General features: G+C 58.4%; 17 protein-coding genes and 1 tRNA gene. 9 read left to right on the forward strand and 9 right to left on the reverse strand.

Translation table 11 applies throughout. The annotated features are described in order from the left end of the window. Positions 1-88 precede the first annotated feature (88 nt). From JNX03_RS15160 to JNX03_RS15175, 4 genes are all read left to right on the forward strand, one after another. A complete protein-coding gene (locus tag JNX03_RS15160; RefSeq protein ID WP_203209845.1) occupies positions 89-1,372 on the forward strand; it encodes an ABC transporter substrate-binding protein in 1,284 nt (427 codons plus the stop codon). Between the two features lie 68 nt (positions 1,373-1,440). Then, positions 1,441-2,277, forward strand: coding sequence for an ABC transporter ATP-binding protein (locus JNX03_RS15165; RefSeq protein ID WP_203209846.1), 837 nt, complete (start codon positions 1,441-1,443; stop codon positions 2,275-2,277). Between the two features lie 48 nt (positions 2,278-2,325). Further along, positions 2,326-3,534, forward strand: a complete 1,209-nt coding sequence (locus JNX03_RS15170; RefSeq protein WP_203209847.1) for a phenylacetate--CoA ligase family protein — start codon at positions 2,326-2,328, stop codon at positions 3,532-3,534. Between the two features lie 60 nt (positions 3,535-3,594). Further along, positions 3,595-5,259 (forward strand): ABC transporter permease, encoded by a 1,665-nt coding sequence (locus tag JNX03_RS15175; protein WP_203209848.1) that lies wholly within the window; start codon positions 3,595-3,597, stop codon positions 5,257-5,259. Here JNX03_RS15175 and JNX03_RS15180 read toward each other — a convergent pair. The 3 genes from JNX03_RS15180 to yghU form a co-directional block, all read right to left on the reverse strand. Then, on the reverse strand, positions 5,256-5,801 hold the full coding sequence (locus JNX03_RS15180; protein ID WP_203209849.1) for a GNAT family N-acetyltransferase: 546 nt from the start codon (positions 5,799-5,801) through the stop codon (positions 5,256-5,258). The genes JNX03_RS15175 and JNX03_RS15180 overlap by 4 nt on opposite strands. A gap of 89 nt (positions 5,802-5,890) precedes the next feature. Continuing rightward, on the reverse strand, positions 5,891-6,907 hold the full coding sequence (locus tag JNX03_RS15185; RefSeq protein WP_203209850.1) for a Fe(3+) ABC transporter substrate-binding protein: 1,017 nt from the start codon (positions 6,905-6,907) through the stop codon (positions 5,891-5,893). 131 nt (positions 6,908-7,038) lie between these two features. Next, a complete protein-coding gene (yghU, locus tag JNX03_RS15190) occupies positions 7,039-7,914 on the reverse strand; it encodes a glutathione-dependent disulfide-bond oxidoreductase (RefSeq protein ID WP_203209851.1) in 876 nt (291 codons plus the stop codon). A gap of 148 nt (positions 7,915-8,062) precedes the next feature. On the opposite strand from yghU, the gene JNX03_RS15195 reads away from it, so the two are divergent. After that, on the forward strand, positions 8,063-8,896 hold the full coding sequence (locus JNX03_RS15195; protein ID WP_203209852.1) for a PhzF family phenazine biosynthesis protein: 834 nt from the start codon (positions 8,063-8,065) through the stop codon (positions 8,894-8,896). Positions 8,897-8,988: 92 nt separating this feature from the next. Here JNX03_RS15195 and ykgO read toward each other — a convergent pair whose 3' ends face one another. Together ykgO and JNX03_RS15205 are read right to left on the reverse strand one after the other, a co-directional pair. Beyond that, a complete protein-coding gene (gene ykgO / locus JNX03_RS15200; RefSeq protein WP_005850168.1) occupies positions 8,989-9,114 on the reverse strand; it encodes a type B 50S ribosomal protein L36 in 126 nt (41 codons plus the stop codon). Between the two features lie 95 nt (positions 9,115-9,209). After that, positions 9,210-9,284: transfer RNA gene (locus tag JNX03_RS15205), tRNA-Val, on the reverse strand. A 149-nt stretch (positions 9,285-9,433) separates the two neighbouring features. On the opposite strand from JNX03_RS15205, the gene JNX03_RS15210 reads away from it, so the two are divergent. Further along, the gene (locus JNX03_RS15210; RefSeq protein ID WP_203209853.1) at positions 9,434-10,294 is read left to right on the forward strand and encodes an N-formylglutamate amidohydrolase; all 861 of its coding nucleotides are present in this window, start codon (positions 9,434-9,436) and stop codon (positions 10,292-10,294) included. Positions 10,295-10,297: 3 nt separating this feature from the next. Here the strand turns inward: JNX03_RS15210 and JNX03_RS15215 are convergent, their stop codons facing one another. Then, a complete protein-coding gene (locus JNX03_RS15215) occupies positions 10,298-10,795 on the reverse strand; it encodes a DUF1772 domain-containing protein (protein ID WP_203209854.1) in 498 nt (165 codons plus the stop codon). An 87-nt stretch (positions 10,796-10,882) separates the two neighbouring features. Between JNX03_RS15215 and JNX03_RS15220 the strand changes: the two genes are divergently transcribed. Beyond that, on the forward strand, positions 10,883-11,500 hold the full coding sequence (locus tag JNX03_RS15220; RefSeq protein WP_203209855.1) for a TetR/AcrR family transcriptional regulator: 618 nt from the start codon (positions 10,883-10,885) through the stop codon (positions 11,498-11,500). On the opposite strand, the gene JNX03_RS15225 is transcribed toward JNX03_RS15220, so the two are convergent. After that, a complete protein-coding gene (locus tag JNX03_RS15225; RefSeq protein WP_203209856.1) occupies positions 11,478-12,731 on the reverse strand; it encodes a DNA polymerase IV in 1,254 nt (417 codons plus the stop codon). The two genes, JNX03_RS15220 and JNX03_RS15225, sit on opposite strands and share 23 nt — an antisense overlap. A gap of 55 nt (positions 12,732-12,786) precedes the next feature. Between JNX03_RS15225 and JNX03_RS15230 the strand changes: the two genes are divergently transcribed. Continuing rightward, positions 12,787-13,221 carry an NUDIX hydrolase gene (locus JNX03_RS15230; protein WP_203209857.1) on the forward strand — a complete coding sequence of 145 codons (435 nt, stop codon included), beginning with the start codon at positions 12,787-12,789 and terminating at the stop codon, positions 13,219-13,221. Positions 13,222-13,407: 186 nt separating this feature from the next. Here JNX03_RS15230 and pyrF read toward each other — a convergent pair whose 3' ends face one another. Both pyrF and JNX03_RS15240 read right to left on the reverse strand, forming a co-directional pair. Beyond that, positions 13,408-14,100, reverse strand: a complete 693-nt coding sequence (gene pyrF, locus JNX03_RS15235; RefSeq protein WP_203209858.1) for an orotidine-5'-phosphate decarboxylase — start codon at positions 14,098-14,100, stop codon at positions 13,408-13,410. 237 nt (positions 14,101-14,337) lie between these two features. After that, positions 14,338-14,652, reverse strand: coding sequence for an orotidine 5-phosphate decarboxylase (locus JNX03_RS15240; RefSeq protein ID WP_203209859.1), 315 nt, complete (start codon positions 14,650-14,652; stop codon positions 14,338-14,340). Positions 14,653-15,026: 374 nt separating this feature from the next. Here JNX03_RS15240 and clpB point away from each other — a divergent pair, with 374 nt between their 5' ends. Next, a complete protein-coding gene (gene clpB, locus JNX03_RS15245; protein ID WP_203209860.1) occupies positions 15,027-17,642 on the forward strand; it encodes an ATP-dependent chaperone ClpB in 2,616 nt (871 codons plus the stop codon). Positions 17,643-17,736 lie beyond the last annotated feature (94 nt).

Consider the following 17,736-nt stretch of genomic DNA (forward strand, 5'->3'; position numbering starts at 1 on the left):
CATGGGAAGACGACGGGGCGAACCCCGTCGATGGCGGGGTGACCCCCGCCCTACGGAAATCGGATAATATCCAAGGGAGGAAACACCGATGAAATATAAACTAGGTACACTGGCCGTTGCAGGCCTGATGGCGGCAAGCCCGGTCATGGCGGATCTCGTATTCCCAAGCCTGAGCTATCGGACCGGCCCATACGCCGCTGGCGGTATCCCGTTCGCTGATGGCTATGCGGATTATTTCACCATGCTGAACGCCCGTGACGGCGGCATCGGCGGCGTGATGGCCAAGGTGATCGAATGTGAAACCGGCTATAACACCGAAAAAGGTGTGGAATGCTACGAATCCACCAAGGGCGAAGGCGCTTTGGTGTATCAACCGCTCTCCACAGGTATCACCTACCAGCTGATCCCAAAGACCACGGCTGACAATATCCCGATGCACACCATGGGCTATGGCCGGACGTCTGCTGCAAACGGCAAAGTGTTCAGCCACACGTTCAACTACCCAGCGAACTACTGGAACGGTGCTTCCGGCGCGATCAACTATCTGCTGAGCGAGAACGGTGGTGATCTGAATGGCAAAAAAATTGCTCTGGTCTATCACAACTCCGCCTACGGCAAAGAGCCGATCCGCACACTGCAGGAACTGTCCGCCAAGCACGGCTTTGAATTCAAGGAAGTGCCTGTTGACCACCCCGGTCAGGAACAGAAATCCCAGTGGCTGCAAATCCGCCGCGACAAGCCTGATTACGTGATCATGTACGGCTGGGGCGTGATGAACCAGGTTGCGGTTCAAGAAGCGGCCAACATCCGGTTCCCAATGGAAAACTTCATTGGCATCTGGTGGTCCGGTTCCGAGAACGACGTTCTTGCAGCGGGCGACAAGGCCGACGGCTACAAGGCTCTGACATTCCACGGCGTTGGCGATGACTTCCCGGTGTTTGACGACATCAAAAAACACGTTGTCGATGCAGGCAAAGCGGCCGGTGCGGGCGATCAGATCGGTACCGTCCTGTACAACCGTGGCCTCTATGCCGCGATGCTGGCAGCCGAAGCGGCAAAAACCGCGCAGGAAATTCACGGCACCGCCGACATCACCCCAGCGATGATGCGCGATGGCATGGAAAACCTGGAGATCACAGAAGCGAAAATGGCCGACCTCGGTATGCCAAACTTTGGTCCATCCTTCAGCGTGTCCTGTGAAAACCACGGTGGTCCGGGCCTGATCGGCATGACCCAGTGGGACGCGACCGCAAAGGAGTGGAAGCTGATCTCTGAGTTCTCCGAAACAGACATGTCCGTGATCCAGCCGTTGATCGACGAGGATTCGGGTGCCTATGCATCCGAGAACAACATCGAAGCGGGTTGTAAGTAACCGTTTCCCTCTGGCCGCAGCACCCGTTGCGGCCAGAGATCCCACGATTTTTATGAAGGGTTTGCCCCATGCTGGATGCTGCCAATACCGCCGAGACTCAGGTCGATAACGTCCTTGAAGTCAACAATATCGAGGTGATCTACAATCACGTGATCCTTGTGTTGAAAGGCGTGAGCCTGAACGTGCCCAAGGGTGGCATCACTGCCTTGCTCGGTGGCAATGGCGCGGGCAAAACCACGACGCTGAAAGCGATCTCGGGTTTGCTGGCCTCTGAGCGTGGTGAAGTGACCAAGGGGTCAATCAAATACCGCGGCCTCGATATTCAGGACGCAGATCCCGCTGAAACCGTGAAAAAGGGTGTCGTGCAGGTGATGGAAGGCCGTCACTGCTTTGAGCACCTGACCATTGAAGAGAATCTGATGACGGGTGCCTATACCCGCACCGACGGAAAAGCCGCCATCGCCGCAGATCTCGAAATGGTTTACAACTATTTCCCCCGCTTGAAAGAGCGCCGCAAAAGTCAGGCGGGCTATACCTCAGGCGGCGAACAGCAGATGTGCGCCGTGGGCCGCGCCTTGATGAGCCGCCCCGAGACCATTTTGCTGGACGAGCCATCCATGGGTCTTGCGCCGCAGTTGGTGGAACAGATCTTTGAGATCGTCAAAGCGATCAACGAAAAGGAAGGCGTGACTTTCCTTCTTGCGGAACAGAACACCAACGTTGCCCTGCGCTACGCCCACTATGGCTACATCCTTGAATCGGGCCGTGTGGTGATGGACGGCCCCGCCGCCGACCTGCGTGAGAACAAGGACGTTAAAGAATTTTATCTGGGAATGTCCGATGAGGGGCGCAAATCCTTCCGCGACGTGCGCAGCTATCGCCGCCGCAAGCGTTGGCTCAGCTAAACCCATCCCAAGACCGATTTTATTGCAATTTTAACCGGGGTAGATGCCATGGCCAGCACCTCTTTCTTTGACGAACAGGAAACGCGCAGCGCCGACCAGCGCGCGGCGGAGCAATCCGCGCTTTTGCGCAGCCGTCTTGCGGCCATAACCGAAGCCCCGGCTGAATGGCGCGAGGCCGCCGCAACCGTACAAACTGCAGCAGATCTTGTGGCGCTGCCAGTGCTGCGCAAATCCGATCTGTCCGGTTGGCAAAAGCAAAATCCACCCTTTGGCGGTATCGCGGTCAACAATGTCACCCATGTGTTCCAATCCCCCGGTCCGATTTACGAGCCCGGCAGCACCAGTGTGGCCGATTTCTGGCGCATGGGCCGGTTTCTTCATGCGGCCGGATTTGGCACAGGTGACATCGTGCAGAACTGTTTCGGCTATCACCTGACCCCGGCAGGCCATATGTTTGAAAGCGGTGCGCGGGCAGTGGGTGCAAGGGTACTGCCTGCGGGCACCGGCCAGACCGAACTGCAGGTCCGTGCGGCGGTTGACATTGGCACCACCGGCTATGCGGGTACGCCCGATTACCTGAAGATCATTCTCGAAAAAGCAGATGAGATGGGCGAAACGCTCAAGATCACCAAGGCCGCCGTGGGCGGCGGGGCGTTGTTCCCATCCCTGCGCAGCTATTACATCGATCGCGGTATCGCCTGTTTGCAGTGTTATGCCACCGCTGATCTGGGCAACATTGCCTATGAGACCCCCGCGATGGAAGGCATGATCGTCGATGAAGGCGTGATCGTGGAGATTGTAACGCCCGGCACCGGTGATCCTGTCGCCCCGGGCGAAGTGGGCGAGGTCGTTGTGACCTCCCTGAACCCCGATTATCCGCTGATCCGTTTCGCCACAGGCGATCTCAGCGCGGCCATGGAAGGCACATCGCCTTGCGGGCGCACCAATATGCGGATCAAGGGCTGGATGGGCCGCGCCGACCAAACGACCAAGATAAAGGGCATGTTTGTCCGCCCCGAACAGGTGGCCGAGCTGGTCGCCCACCACGCCGAGGTCGCGAAGGCCCGTGTCGTGGCCAGCCGTGCAGGGGAAACCGACGTGATGACCGTCCAGATCGAAGCGGACGGCGGTGATGCGGATGCATATGCCCAATCGGTTCAGCAATTGCTCAAGCTCAAGGGCAAGATCGAAGTGGTCGCTCCCGGCAGCCTGCCTAGGGACGGGTTGGTGATCGAGGATCAGCGCAGCTACGACTAAACCCGTGCCATCTGGTGCCGCCGCACTGGTATTCCTGAGCAGAATCGTCGAAATAGGGGCATGACCCTGAACCCGACACAAACAGCAGCCAGAACCGCCCCGCGTGACGGGATACGGGTGCTTTCGTTTGTGTCCGTACTGGTGGCCGTGATCTGCGCTTTGCCGATGCTGGCGGTCCTGATTGCCGCGCTGAGCGGCGGCACGGATACGGTGGCGCATCTGATCGACACCGTTCTGGGCCGCTATGCGGCGACCACGCTGTTGCTGGTTCTTCTGGTGTCGATCGGGACATTTGCCATTGGCGTAGGGGCGGCGTGGCTTGTGACAATGACCCGTTTTCCAGCTGTGAAAATCCTTGAGATTGCGCTGGTTCTGCCCTTGGCCTTTCCGGCCTATGTGCTGGCCTATGCCTACACCCATGTGCTGGATCACCCTGGTATTGTCCAAGCGAGCTTGCGCGATCTGACGGGCTGGGGGCCGCGCGATTATTGGTTTCCCGAAATCAGATCACTGGGCGGTGCGGCGGCGATGCTGGTGCTTGTCCTTTATCCTTATGTTTACCTGTTGGCCCGCGCCGCGTTTCTGCAGCAAAGTGGCACAACCTTTTTGGCGGCTCGCGCCTTGGGGTCCAGCGCATGGGCCGCGTTTTTCAAGGTCAGCCTGCCCTTGGCCCGACCTGCCATCGCAGGCGGTGTGTTGTTGGCGGTGATGGAGACGATCGCGGATTTTGGCACTGTCGCCTATTTCGGGGTGCAGACCTTTGCCACCGGCATCTACACCTCCTGGTTTTCGATGTTCGACAGAGCCGGGGCGGCGCAACTGGCGCTTTGCTTGCTCAGCTTTGCATTGCTGCTGGCGCTGCTGGAACGCATCCAACGGGGGCGGGCCAAATACCACGATCCGTCCCGCCGCAGTCAGGCGATGCCACCCATTCAACTCAAGGGCTGGGGCGCGGCGGCCGCTATGATTGTTTGCGGTATTCCGGTGGTCTTTGGCGCGGTACTGCCAATTGCCGTTCTGTTGGTGATGGGACTGGGATCAGAGCAAAATCTGTTCAGCCCGCGTTATCTGGGGTTCATCCAGAATTCTGTCACACTGGCGGGGATCGCTGCGGTTGTAACGGTCTGCGCGGCAATCTCTGTCGGGTTCTTTCAACGCCTTCGACCGGGGCGTCTGTCCAACGGATCGGCCTATGTGGCGCGGCTGGGATATGCTGTGCCGGGGGGCGTGATCGCGGTGGGACTGCTGGTGCCTTTTGCGGCCTTTGACAATGTTTTTGATGCCTGGATGCGGGCGACCTTTGACATCTCGACAGGGTTGCTCATCACCGGATCAATCTGGCTGTTGATCGCGGCCTATCTGGTGCGTTTTCTCGCGGCGGCGCTTGGCGCTTATGAGGGCGGACAGGCAATGGTGCATGCCAATATGGACGCCGCCGCACGGTCATTGGGGCAAACTCCGCTTGGCACCCTGCGGCGGGTGCATCTTCCGATCCTTGCGCCGAGCCTGCTGACGGCGTTGCTGATCGTCTTTGTTGATGTGATGAAAGAACTGCCAGCGACCCTGATCATGCGGCCCTTCAACTATGACACATTGGCGGTGCAGGCCTACCGGCTGGCCAGTGATGAGCGCCTTGAAGGGGCGGCGGTGCCGTCACTGGTGATTGTTGCGATGGGCCTGCTGCCGGTGATCCTGATTTGCCGTCAAGTCGGACGCAAACGTTAACCGGCCAAACCGGCTTTCCAGTCTGCGCGGGTGATCCGCCAGCATTGCCAGACACCCGATTTGCCGCCCATTGTCAGCTTTGCATCACAGACCCACTTTGCCCCGAGTTTCGCAGTGGCCCGCTGCGAGCGAATGTTACCGGGATCAATGTGCAGCCAGACCTCATCCACCACGTCAAAGGCATGGGCAAACATCAGCGCTTTCATCGCGTGGTTGGTGCCGTCGCCCCAATGGTCCCTCCCCAGGAAAGTATAACCGATCGACACGCTTCCGGGATGGTCAGGCGCCTCGTAATAGCGTGAGCATCCGATCACCCGTCCACTGCTGCGCTCAGTCACGGCCAAAGTGCCGCCACTGGCCAGCAAACTGTCGAAATATGGGTCAAAAACCGCCTGTTCATGGCGGGTCTTGGCGGGATGTCCGGCCCAGATCGCAGGATCGCTGGCCGCTGCGAACAATGGCTCACGGTCATCTGCGGTCAGAGGGCGCAGGCAGAGGTCATCGTCTTGCAGCGTCGGTTGCGGATCAAATTTCGGGTGCATAGCAGGCTCAACCATAAAAAAGGGGCAGACCAAAGGTCCGCCCCAGAAGGTGATTGAAACCGATCACAGGGTCCAATGATTTTTTGGACTTATTCCCAACCCACTGTGTTAAAGATCTTTTGCGCGGTCGGAATGTTCTCTGCCACATCGGACAGATTCACGTCGTCCGCTTTGAACTCACCCAGTTGTTTCACTGAATCGGCCAGTTCCACACCCGCAACTGTCGGGTATTCGTCGTTGCCGTTGGAGAAATAAACCTGCGCGGAGTCGGATGCGAGGTATTCAAGGAACTTGATCGCGTTCTCCTTGTTCGGCGCATGGGCAGCCACACCGCCCCCCGAGAGGTTCATATGTGCGCCATTTCCGTCCTGATCGGGAAAGACCACGCCAATCTTGTCGATGTCTGCGCTGACGCCTTTGACGTCTTTGCGGATCGCGCGGGCAAAATAATAGGTGTTGGAAACAGCAATTCCGCATTCGCCGGAGACGATGCCACGCAATTGGTCGGTGTCGCCACCCTGCGGTGCGCGAGCCATGTTGTCCACGACGCCCTGCGCCCACGCGGTCGCTTTCTCTTCGCCCTCATGGGTGACGATGGAGGCCAGCAGGGTCTGGTTGTAAGTGTTGGTCGAAGACCGGATGCAGACCTGGCCTTTGTAGGCTGGGTCGGCCAGATCCATGTAGGTCGCCGGCGGGTTTGTGACCCCGGCCTTGTCATAAAAGATGATCCGGCCGCGCTGCGAGAAACCGTACCACTGGTTGTCGTCGTCCTGCAGATTTGCGGGGATCTTGGCTTCCAGCGTCGCGCTGTCGATGGCTTGCAACAGACCCATATCCTTGGCGCGTTTCAGGCGGCTGGTGTCGACAGTCAGCAAAAGATCGGCAGGAGAATTCGCACCCTCGGCCTGCATCCGTGCCAGCAATTCGTCAGCCTTGCCTTCGATACGGTTGATGGTGATGCCGGTCTGTTCGGTGAAATCGGAGTACAGCCGTTCATCGGTGTCATAATGGCGCGACGAATAGAGGTTCAGCTCGCCATCGGCCAAAGCGGGAAGCGCCAGCGCGATCAGCGCGGCAGCAGATGTTGTTGTCTTGAAGAGGGTCATAGTGGTTTTCCATACTGTCCAGAATTTCCTGACTGAAACAGTAAGAAACAGATTCCCCTGCAGAGCGCAAGGCATTCCTGATAGTTTTTGTTGGAAAAGGCGCCCTGCCGCCAAAACGGCAGGGCAGGGGATCAGCTTTGATCGCCAATCTTGTCCTGGGTCTTGGTCTCGAAATCAGATGCATCGTGGCGTTCGTGCAGCTGCATGGACAGATCATCGCCAAAGGCCCGGTTCACCATCCGCCCGCGCGTGACCGCAGGCCGGGCGTCGATGGCCTCGGCCCAACGCAGCACGTTTTTGTAGGTCGCCACATCCAGAAATTCTGCCGCGCTGTACAGCCGACCCAGAACCAACTGCCCATACCATGACCAGATCGCCATATCGGCAATGGAGTACTCGCCGCCAAAATATTCGTTCTCAGCCAGATGGCGGTCCATCACATCCAGCTGGCGCTTTGTTTCCATCGCAAAGCGGTTGATCGGATATTCGAATTTCTCTGGCGCGTAGGCGTAGAAATGGCCAAAGCCGCCGCCCAGATACGGCGCGCTGCCCATCTGCCAGAACAGCCAGCTTAGCGCCTCTGTCCGTTGTGCGGGATTGGTGGGCAAGAACGCCCCGAACTTTTCCGCCAAGTACAGAAGGATCGCACCGGATTCGAACACCCGTTGCGGCGCATCGCCGGAACGGTCCATCAGGGCGGGGATTTTTGAGTTGGGGTTCACCTCCACGAAGCCGGAGCCGAATTGATCGCCCTCGCCGATATTGACCAGCCACGCGTCATATTCCGCGCCCGTGTGGCCCGCCGCCAGCAGCTCTTCGAGCATCACGGTGACTTTGACGCCATTGGGTGTGGCAAGTGAATAAAGCTGAAAGGGATGCTTGCCCACAGGCAGTTCTTTGTCATGGGTGGCCCCGGCTATGGGGCGGTTGATGCTGGCAAAACGTCCGCCGCTTTCTGCGTCCCAGGTCCAGACTTTGGGGGGTGTGTATTCGGTGCTGTCGGCCATTTGTTTTCCTCTTTTGGTTCTGCGGCACGTCCTGCACCGTCTGTCACAGTGCAAGGTAGTCGGATCGTGGCGAGCCACAAGTGGCGCGGTCAAATTGCTTTGGCGCCTACAATATGTGCAATTGTGCTGAACCAACGGAGGGCAAAAGATGAAACGGCGGTTTATTCAATGTGATGTGTTCAGCGATACGGCACTGCGCGGCAACGGGCTTGCGGTGGTCTTGGATGGCGCAGGGCTGAGCGATGCGCAGATGATGCAATTCGCGATCTGGACCAATCAGGCCGAGACAACCTTTCTGGTGCCACCTCAACATTCAGATGCCGACTACGGCGTGCGAATCTTCTCGCCCAGCCGCGAGATGGATTTTGCCGGCCACCCGACCTTGGGCAGCTGTGCCGCGTGGTTGCATGCCGGTGGCGTGCCTAAGGTTGCCGGACGCGTTATGCAGGAATGCGCAATCGGTCTGGTCGAGATTGATTTGTCCGGCACGGTCCCGGCCTTCGTGGCCCCGCCAACCCAGATTGATGAAGCGGACCTGGCCGAGCGGGATCGGATCGCCGCCGCTTTGGGCCTGAGCGATGCGGATATTGCCGCTTCGGCGCGGGTGAACAATGGCGCGGCATTTAACCTGATCGAATTGCGCAGCGCAGAGCGGGTGTTGTCATTGGATGCCCGCGCGGTGTCCGCCCCGGAGTTTCGCGGTGTGGCGGTGCTTGGGAAGCATCCGGGTGGTGCCTATGCACACTACGAATCCCGCAACCTGACACCGGCCTCCCTGATGGCCGAAGATCCGATTACCGGCTCCATGAATGCGGCGATTGCGGTCTGGCTCAAATCGCAAGGGCGGCTGGCGGATGATATTGTCATCGCCCAAGGCACCGCCATCGGACGAAATGGTCGGGTGTTCGTCAGCAACCGTGGCGCGGATGTGATGATTGGCGGGGCCACAACAATCGTGATCGAAGGGACGGTCGAAATCTAAGGTTTCGATCCTGACGCCTGAAATAGCAAAAGGCTGCCCCGAAAAAGGCAGCCTTTTGAATAGCTCTGACTGTTGCCAGTCTACCGATCAAATTAACCCTGACGGGCTTTGAACCGGCGCTGTGTCTTGTTGATCACGTAAACGCGGCCTTTGCGACGCACAACGCGGCAATCACGGTGCCGGTTTTTCAGCGAGCGGAGCGAATTGCGAACTTTCATAGTCCTTATCCTTCCATCTGTGGCCCCGCCTTCCTTTTGAAAAGAAGGACCAGCGCCGGGTTACGGACGGCCCCCGAAAGGACCAGTGAAACAGGTGGTGGGCGATACTGGGATCGAACCAGTGACCCCTTCGATGTCAACGAAGTGCTCTACCGCTGAGCTAATCACCCACTTAATCAGCGTGTTATCCCATGCCCCAAACAAAAACGGGGCGCGAAATGACGCGCCGGTTGGGGTGCTATAAAAGGAGTCGGAGCTTTGTTCAAGGGCTTTTGGTAATTCAAATTTATGCGCTATGAAGAGGGGGAAAGGGGCGCATATGTCCAAGACCGCTTATGATGTTCTGCACCCGGTGCGCAACCGGTCTTGTGTTGTCTTCGCCTCGCCGCATTCGGGGCGGAATTATACCCCTGATTTTCTAGAGCAAACCGTGCTGGATGCCCATTTGATCCGGTCATCGGAAGATGCTTATGTGGATCAACTCTTTGATTCTGTGGTGGAATTTGGCGCGCCTTTCCTGATGGCCGGTGCGCCGCGGGCCTATCTTGACCTGAATCGGTCTTGTGAAGAACTGGATCCCGCCTTGATCGAAGGGGTCCGCCGTCAGGGGCACAATCCACGTGTGGCCTCGGGCCTTGGGGTGATTCCACGCGTGGTCGCCAATGGCCGTGCGATTTATCATGGCAAGATCAGCCATGCCGACGCCGCCGACCGCATTGAACGTTTGTGGCGGCCCTACCACAACCAATTGCAAAATCTGCTGGATGTTGCCCAACAGCGTCACGGCCAAGCAATCTTGATCGACTGCCATTCCATGCCGCATGAGGCAATGGACGGTATTGCGCGGGCCGGTGTCCGGCGCCCTGATGTTGTTATTGGTGACCGGTTTGGCGCTTCGGCGGCGGGCGGGGTTGTGGACCGCGTTGAATCGGCGTTCCTGTCCGCGGGTTTCACAGTCACCCGCAACACGCCATTTGCGGGGGCCTACATCACCCAGGCCTATGGACGCCCCTCCCGCAACCAGCACGCCGTGCAGATCGAACTGGACCGATCGCTCTATCTTGACGAGGCCAAGATCGAGCTCAACGGGAACTTTGACGCGGTCAAAGCAGCCCTGCGGCAGGTCGTGGCCGAGGTGGCCGCGATTGGCCAAGGACGGGTGCCATTGGCCGCAGAATAACGTTCATGCGGAGCCAAGCCGCATTATGCCGATCCCCACGAACAACACTGCAACGCCCGAGGTGACGGTACGGATCTGATTCCATACCTGCCATTGCGTCGAATATTCGGCCCAGATGATACGCGCGGCCTCAATGTCTTGCGGCACCGCGACGCCTGCCAATGCCTCGTTCATGGGGATGTTGAACGCGGCTGTCAAAGCCACGGCCAAGACCGCGACCATGACCCCCGCCAACCCGAACCACAGTGCTGCACCGCTTTGTTTTTCGCGCAATATGACAAAGGCTGTGAGCAGCAGAACTGGTGCTGTGCCAAAAAACGCAGGCGCAAACACCGCATTGCGCACAGAGGCATTCATCGCCTGCATTGCGGCAATAGCCACGCGCGGATCGGCCGTATCCAGCCCCCACATGGTTGAGCAAACCCAAGCATAGAAAAAACCAAAAAGAGCCGCAGACAGCAGCAAACTGAGCAGAGCGAGGGGGCGAATGAGCGAAGGCATATCGATCTCCTATATCCGTACGTATGTGTACGTCTTTACATATCCGTATTGATATGTACGGTATGAAGTCAAGAGGGGAGCCAAAAATTGCGGGACGAGAAAAAACAACAGCGCCGCCGGGAGATCGAGGCCGCAGCCTATGACCTGTTGGCGCTGCATGGCTATGACGGCACATCTATGTTGGCTGTTGCCAAGGCCGCAAAGGCGTCAAACGAAACGATGTATCGGTGGTACGGAGATAAGAACGGGTTGTTTGAAAGCATGGTCCGCGCCAATGCCGCTGCGGTACGCAATGGGTTGCAAGCTTTGGTCGATGACGGCTTGCCTCCCTTGGAGGTATTGCACCGCATGGCCCCGGTTTTGCTGGGCATGTTGTTGGGAGACAAGGCCATCGCGCTCAATCGAGCGGCAGCTGCGGATGCGACCGGGGATCTGGGGCGGGTTATCGCCACCTGCGGGCGCGATGAGGTATTGCCGCTGATTAAGGGTGTCTTGGTCGCGGCTATTCAACAGGGGTTGTTACAGCCCCCCGCACAGGGAGAGATTGGCAGTTTGTTCATGAACCTGCTGGTCGGAGATCAGCAAATGCGCCGCGCGATTGGGGTGCTGCCCGCCCCGACCGCCGAAGACGTCACGCATCAGGCCGATCAGGCAATGTCACACCTGTTGCAGCTTTGCCGCCCTAGCGCAGCGCCCGTCCCTTGACGATGGCCTTGCTGCCGAACCGGTCACGGATCTGGTCCGTCGCCCGCTCTGCCTGACTGCGCCTGACAGCATCGGGGTCCAGCAAATCACCGGCCAAGTCGGCCCCTTCTGCCGGGCTGAGATCGGATATACCGCAACCGATCAGGCGGAATGGCCCTTGATCGTCCAATTGGTCAAACAGGGCGCGGGCGTGGCGATAGATGCGATCTGCCAATTGGGTCGGATCATGAAGCGACACGCGCCGGGTCAGCGTTTTGAAGTCGGACCGTTTGATCTTGAGCGTGACAATGCGGCCTGCCAGATCCTTGGCCTTGGCACGATCGGCGACCTGTTCAGAGAGCCGCCACAGATGGCCGTCCAGAATATCCGCATTGCCGGTGTCTTCAAAAAATGTGGTTTCCTTGCTGATGGATTTGACAGGCTCATGCGCCGAAACGCGCCGCCTGTCCTGGCCTCGCGCCAGGTGCCAAAGCCGTTCACCCATGCCTCCGAACCGGGCAACCAAGTCGGTCTTTTCCCAGCGCAGCAGATCCGAAAAGGTGCGAATGCCCGCTTTGTCCAGCGCGCCCTGCGTGACGGCGCCAACGCCCCAGATCAGTTTGACCGACTTGTCGCGTAGAAAATCGCCGGTTTCCGCCGCGCCGATCACCGAAAATCCATGAGGCTTGTCCAGATCAGAGGCGACTTTGGCCAGAAATTTGTTATGGCTGAGGCCAATGGATCCGGTCAGGCCAAGTTCATTTTTCATCCGGCGCACCAACCCGGCCAACATCACTGCTGGCGGTGCGCCATGCAGGCGGGCGGTGCCGGTCATATCCAGAAACGCCTCATCCAGTGACAGAGGCTCAATAGCGGGGGTCAACTCCTCCATCATGGCGCGGATCGCGCGAGAGGCCTCAACATAAGCGTCCATTCTTGGCTTGATGATCACGGCCTCCGGGCACAGCTTGAGCGCCTGAAACATCGGCATTGCCGAACGCACCCCGCGAATCCGCGCAACATAGCAAGCCGTCGAAACCACGCCGCGTCGGCCACCGCCAATGATCACCGGTTTGCCGTTCAGCTCGGGATTGTCACGCTTTTCAACAGAGGCATAGAAGGCATCACAGTCCATATGTGCTATGGAAAGGGTCTCAAGCTCGTCATGCACCAGAACACGCGGGCTGCCGCAGGAGGGGCAGCGCCGGGCAGGGGCGATTTGAGACAGGCAATCACGGCAAAGGGCGGCCATGGTCAGACACCGTGGGCTGAGGTTTCGAAGGTGAGTTTACCCAATGGGAGCACAGATGAACATGGCCGATGAGCAGGCATTTGGAGGGGCAAAGGTCTGCCTCTTTATAGGGGCTAATCTGGCCGTAATCTTACGCGACGATTTGCCGGATTTGCCCTATCCCAATCACTGGGATTTTCCCGGCGGTGGCCGCGAAGGCAATGAGACAGCTTTTGAATGCGCACGCCGGGAATGCCTTGAGGAATTGGGCCTGCAGATCACACCGGCATCGGTGCTATGGAAACGCGCCTATCGGTCGGGTGGGACGGTCAATTGGCTGTTTGTTGTGGGTGCCCCTGCGGAAGCTTCACAAGATGTAGTGTTTGGTGATGAAGGGCAGCGATGGACGTTGATGGATCCACAGGTATTCTTGTCCCACCCCATGGCAGTGCCACGGTTTCAGGATCGGCTTCGAGATTACTTTGAGGAAAGTGAAGATAGGGGCAAATAGAAAGCCCCCCGCTGCGTGTAGCGGGGGGGAGGTGACGAACATCAGGAAGAACCAGTTCGTCGGGGAGTATCACCTGCTACAAACCTACCATATTTGGGCAATTCGACATAGGATGTTGAACTGTGATCAGACGGGCTAGATCAGCTATGTTGTGAATTTGTTACAGTCTGTGGTTGAACTTTGATTTCAGTGGGAAATCTCGGACAGGATCGCCTCGGCTGCCGTGCGCGGGGCGTCGGATTGCCAGATCGGACGGCCCACAACGATATGATCTGCACCGTCCGCGATGGCCTGCGCCGGGGTTGCGACACGTTTTTGATCGCCGAGTGCCGCGCCAGCAGGCCGCACGCCGGGGGTCACGATCAGCCGGCCTTTTGCCTCCGGCAAGGCGCGGATCATGGCCGCCTCTTGGGGGGAAGCAATGACGCCATCCGCGCCCGCATCAAATGCACGTCCCGCGCGGGTGCTGACCAAATCAGGCAAATCACCCTGCTGTATCAGCGCCGCATCAAGGTCGGCGCGGTCCAGCGAAGTCAGGATCGTGACCGCGAGAATTTTCATATCACTGCCCGCGGCGCCCTGTTTGGCGGCACGCACCACATGCGGATCGCCATGCACGGTCAGAAAGTCGAGATCAAACTGTGCCAATCCCCGTACTGCGGCCTCTACCGTGGCGCCAATGTCGAACAACTTCATGTCCAGAAAAATCCGCTTGCCGTGTTCCTGCTTTAACTCATTGGCCAGCGCCAAACCGCCACCGCATAGCATCCCCAAACCGATCTTAAAAAACCCCACCGCATCCCCAATCTTTTGGGCAAGCTCAAGGCCCGCATGGGCATGTGGTACATCAAGGGCAACAATCAGGCGGTCGTCGGTCATGGCAAGGCTCCGGGCAAAGTGCAAACGGCCCTGACCTACGCTGTTGAGCGGGTCAAGTCCACTGATGATGTGCTGTTCAGGCCAAGGCAAAAAAAACCCGGCCATGCGGGGGGAGCATGAACCGGGTCAGTATCAGAGACAATGCAGGCAGCAGAGGTCTCTGGGGTGCAGGAACGCGGGGACAGAACGCGCGAACCTGCACCGAGGCTATGGGGGAGGCAGAACCCCCACAGAAACTTATGCCGCGTTGCGCTGTTCGCCGTTGATCAGCGTTTCCAACCAACGCACCGGATCGAACCGGGACCGCGGGGCACGTTGTTGCGGTGCAAAGCGGCGCATTTGCGAATGCAAGCCGCCACGTTTCGCGTGGCGGCGCAGGGCTTGGGTGCGCAGGCCATTGGCTGCGTCCTCAAAAGACATCGAAATCGGCGCCTCAATGGAACAGGCGTATTTGCGTGCGCCATTTTCGCCGTAAACCGTGACGCAAGCCTCAAAGCTTTGATTGGCGGCGTTGTAGATAACGTCGGTCAATTTGATCGGGCTGGTCTGCATGTTGGTCTCCTTGCGGGGTCCTGTTTGGTTTGGTGTCGTCATCATGTGTCTCAGTTAACAACGCGGAACATTGCGGTTTAGTTTCATTTCCCAATGCATTCACCTTACAAAGAGCCGAGTACAGTGACTTGCATACCTTCGATTTGGGGGTGGTTCCGCGCCAAAACAAGGGGGAACAAAACACGCTGTGCATCACAAAAAGAGGAGGTTGGCGGAATTCCGCACAAAAACTGCGGTGGGCGCAGGACAAAAAAACGACCACCACCGCCTTGAACAGGTTCCTCCAGTCCCCAAATTAGAACCGAGGCCCAATAGGGTGTGTGCCGCCGGGCGGGCATATCCATCGACGGGCGCTTAACAAGAAGGAGAACACCATGGACTTGAGCAAGTTCACGGAGCGGTCGCGCGGTTTCATTCAGGCAGCGCAGACTATAGCGACACGGGACAACCACCAACGGTTGACCCCCGAACACATTCTAAAAGCATTGCTGGACGACGATCAGGGGCTTGCTGCCAACCTGATTGCTGCATCTGGCGGTGATCTGGGCCGCGTGACAGATGCGCTGGCGTTGGCACTGGGCAAAATGCCGAAAGTCAGCGGCGATGCCGCGCAGGTCTATCTTGATAATGCCACAACCAAAGTCTTGGATGAGGCTGCCGCGCTGGCCAAGAAGGCCGGTGACAGCTTTGTTCCGGTTGAGCGTATCTTGATGGCGCTGTGCATGGTCAAATCCGGCGCAAAAACCGCGTTGGAGGCTGGAAAGGTAACTGCGCAAGGGCTGAACGCTGCCATTAATGATGTTCGTAAAGGGCGCACGGCCGATACGGCCAGTGCCGAAGATGGTTATGACGCATTGAAGAAATACAGCCTTGATCTTACGGCCCGCGCTGAAGCGGGAAAAATTGATCCCATCATTGGCCGCGACGAGGAAATCCGCCGGGCGATGCAGGTGCTGAGCCGCAGAACCAAGAACAATCCGGTGCTGATTGGTGAGCCTGGCGTGGGTAAAACCGCAATTGCCGAAGGACTCGCGCTGCGCATCGTGGATGGCGACGTGCCGGAAAGCCTGCGCAACAAGCGGCTGCTGTCGCTGGACATGGGCGCGTTGATTGCTGGTGCGAAATACCGCGGCGAGTTCGAAGAACGTCTCAAGGCCGTTCTGACCGAAGTGACCGAGGCCGCAGGCGAGGTGATCCTGTTTATTGACGAGATGCACACCTTGGTCGGTGCGGGCAAGGCAGACGGGGCGATGGATGCCTCCAACCTGCTGAAACCAGCCTTGGCACGGGGTGAATTGCATTGTGTCGGCGCGACCACGCTGGATGAATATCGTAAATATGTAGAGAAAGACGCGGCGCTTGCCCGCCGGTTCCAGCCTGTGATGGTGTTGGAGCCAACGGTCGAAGACACGGTCAGCATCCTGCGCGGCATCAAGGAAAAGTACGAACTGCATCACGGTGTCCGGATCAGCGACTCTGCCCTCGTTGCGGCAGCGACCCTGTCGCACCGCTATATCACTGACCGGTTCCTGCCGGACAAAGCCATCGATCTGATGGATGAGGCCGCCAGCCGGTTGCGCATGGAAGTAGACAGCAAACCCGAAGAACTGGACGCGCTGGACCGGCAGATCCTGCAATTGCAGATTGAGGAACAGGCGCTCACTTTGGAGGATGATCAGGCGTCCAAAGACCGGCTGGAGACCTTGCAAAAAGATCTGGCTGATTTGCAGGATCGCAGCGCCGAGATGACTGCACAATGGCAGGCCGAGCGGGACAAGCTGGCCGGCGCCCGTGACATCAAGGAAAAGCTGGACCGCGCCCGCGCCGATCTGGACATTGCCAAGCGTGAAGGCAACCTCGCCAAGGCGGGGGAGCTGTCCTACGGCGTCATCCCGCAGCTTGAGAAAGACCTCGAAGCCGCCGAAAGCCGCGAAGAAGGCGTTATGGTCGAAGAAGCCGTGCGGCCTGATCAGATCGCATCCGTGGTGGAGCGCTGGACCGGTATCCCTGCGGGCAAGATGCTCGAAGGAGAGCGGGACAAGTTGCTTAGGATGGAGGATCAGTTGCACGCCCGTGTGATTGGCCAGGACAGTGCCGTGAAAGCGGTTGCCAATGCCGTGCGCCGTGCGCGGGCCGGTCTCAACGACGAAAACCGCCCCCTGGGCAGTTTCCTGTTCCTTGGGCCCACCGGCGTTGGGAAAACCGAACTGACCAAAGCGGTGGCAGAATTCCTGTTTGATGATGACAATGCGATGGTGCGCATCGACATGTCAGAATTCATGGAAAAACACGCTGTTGCACGACTGATCGGTGCGCCTCCGGGCTATGTCGGTTATGAAGAAGGCGGCGTGTTGACCGAAGCGGTGCGCAGGCGGCCTTATCAGGTGGTTCTGTTTGATGAGGTTGAAAAGGCCCATCCGGACGTTTTTAACGTGCTGTTGCAGGTTCTGGACGACGGTGTTCTGACCGATGGTCAGGGCCGCACCGTGGATTTCAAGCAGACCTTGATCATCCTGACCTCCAACCTTGGGGCGCAGGCGCTGAGCCAACTGCCCGATGGCGGTGACATGGCACAGGCCAAGCGGGATGTGATGGACGCTGTTCGGGCGCATTTCCGTCCAGAATTCCTCAACCGGTTGGACGAGACCATCATCTTTGACCGTCTGGCACGTGATGACATGACCGGCATCGTTGATATCCAGCTTGCGCGTTTGCTGAAACGTCTGGCGGGGCGCAAGATCGCGCTGGAGTTGGATGCGGGCGCAAAGACCTGGCTGGCGGATGAAGGCTATGACCCGGTTTTTGGTGCGCGGCCGCTAAAGCGTGTGATCCAACGCGCGTTGCAAGACCCACTGGCCGAGATGCTGCTGGCGGGGGATGTGCGTGACGGCGATACGATCACGGTTTCGGCAGGCACGGATGGTCTGATCATCGGGGACCGCGTTGCGGCCAGCAATCGGCCCAAACCGGATGACGCTGTGATCCACTAAGGCTGGACCAGCATGAAACGCAAAACCGAAGGCCGGGGTGATCCCCGGCCTTTTCTTTTGGCGCTTTGACCTGCAAGAGTTGTGCGATCTTCGA

Source organism: Sulfitobacter mediterraneus, assembly GCF_016801775.1.
In the GTDB taxonomy this organism is placed as follows: Bacteria; Pseudomonadota; Alphaproteobacteria; order Rhodobacterales; family Rhodobacteraceae; genus Sulfitobacter; species Sulfitobacter mediterraneus_A.

What these genes read in the sequence shown, in the direction of transcription:
- JNX03_RS15175 (WP_203209848.1), top strand. Translation starts at nt 3,595, where the DNA reads ATGACCCTGAACCCGACACAAACAGCAGCCAGAACCGCCCCGCGTGAC.
- JNX03_RS15230 (WP_203209857.1), top strand. Translation starts at nt 12,787, where the DNA reads ATGAACATGGCCGATGAGCAGGCATTTGGAGGGGCAAAGGTCTGCCTC.
- JNX03_RS15225 (WP_203209856.1), bottom strand. Translation starts at nt 12,731, where the DNA reads ATGGCCGCCCTTTGCCGTGATTGCCTGTCTCAAATCGCCCCTGCCCGG.
- JNX03_RS15215 (WP_203209854.1), bottom strand. Translation starts at nt 10,795, where the DNA reads ATGCCTTCGCTCATTCGCCCCCTCGCTCTGCTCAGTTTGCTGCTGTCT.
- JNX03_RS15210 (WP_203209853.1), top strand. Translation starts at nt 9,434, where the DNA reads ATGTCCAAGACCGCTTATGATGTTCTGCACCCGGTGCGCAACCGGTCT.
- JNX03_RS15240 (WP_203209859.1), bottom strand. Translation starts at nt 14,652, where the DNA reads ATGCAGACCAGCCCGATCAAATTGACCGACGTTATCTACAACGCCGCC.
- JNX03_RS15185 (WP_203209850.1), bottom strand. Translation starts at nt 6,907, where the DNA reads ATGACCCTCTTCAAGACAACAACATCTGCTGCCGCGCTGATCGCGCTG.
- JNX03_RS15195 (WP_203209852.1), top strand. Translation starts at nt 8,063, where the DNA reads ATGAAACGGCGGTTTATTCAATGTGATGTGTTCAGCGATACGGCACTG.
- JNX03_RS15165 (WP_203209846.1), top strand. Translation starts at nt 1,441, where the DNA reads ATGCTGGATGCTGCCAATACCGCCGAGACTCAGGTCGATAACGTCCTT.
- JNX03_RS15170 (WP_203209847.1), top strand. Translation starts at nt 2,326, where the DNA reads ATGGCCAGCACCTCTTTCTTTGACGAACAGGAAACGCGCAGCGCCGAC.
- clpB (WP_203209860.1), top strand. Translation starts at nt 15,027, where the DNA reads ATGGACTTGAGCAAGTTCACGGAGCGGTCGCGCGGTTTCATTCAGGCA.
- JNX03_RS15160 (WP_203209845.1), top strand. Translation starts at nt 89, where the DNA reads ATGAAATATAAACTAGGTACACTGGCCGTTGCAGGCCTGATGGCGGCA.
- yghU (WP_203209851.1), bottom strand. Translation starts at nt 7,914, where the DNA reads ATGGCCGACAGCACCGAATACACACCCCCCAAAGTCTGGACCTGGGAC.
- pyrF (WP_203209858.1), bottom strand. Translation starts at nt 14,100, where the DNA reads ATGACCGACGACCGCCTGATTGTTGCCCTTGATGTACCACATGCCCAT.
- ykgO (WP_005850168.1), bottom strand. Translation starts at nt 9,114, where the DNA reads ATGAAAGTTCGCAATTCGCTCCGCTCGCTGAAAAACCGGCACCGTGAT.
- JNX03_RS15180 (WP_203209849.1), bottom strand. Translation starts at nt 5,801, where the DNA reads ATGCACCCGAAATTTGATCCGCAACCGACGCTGCAAGACGATGACCTC.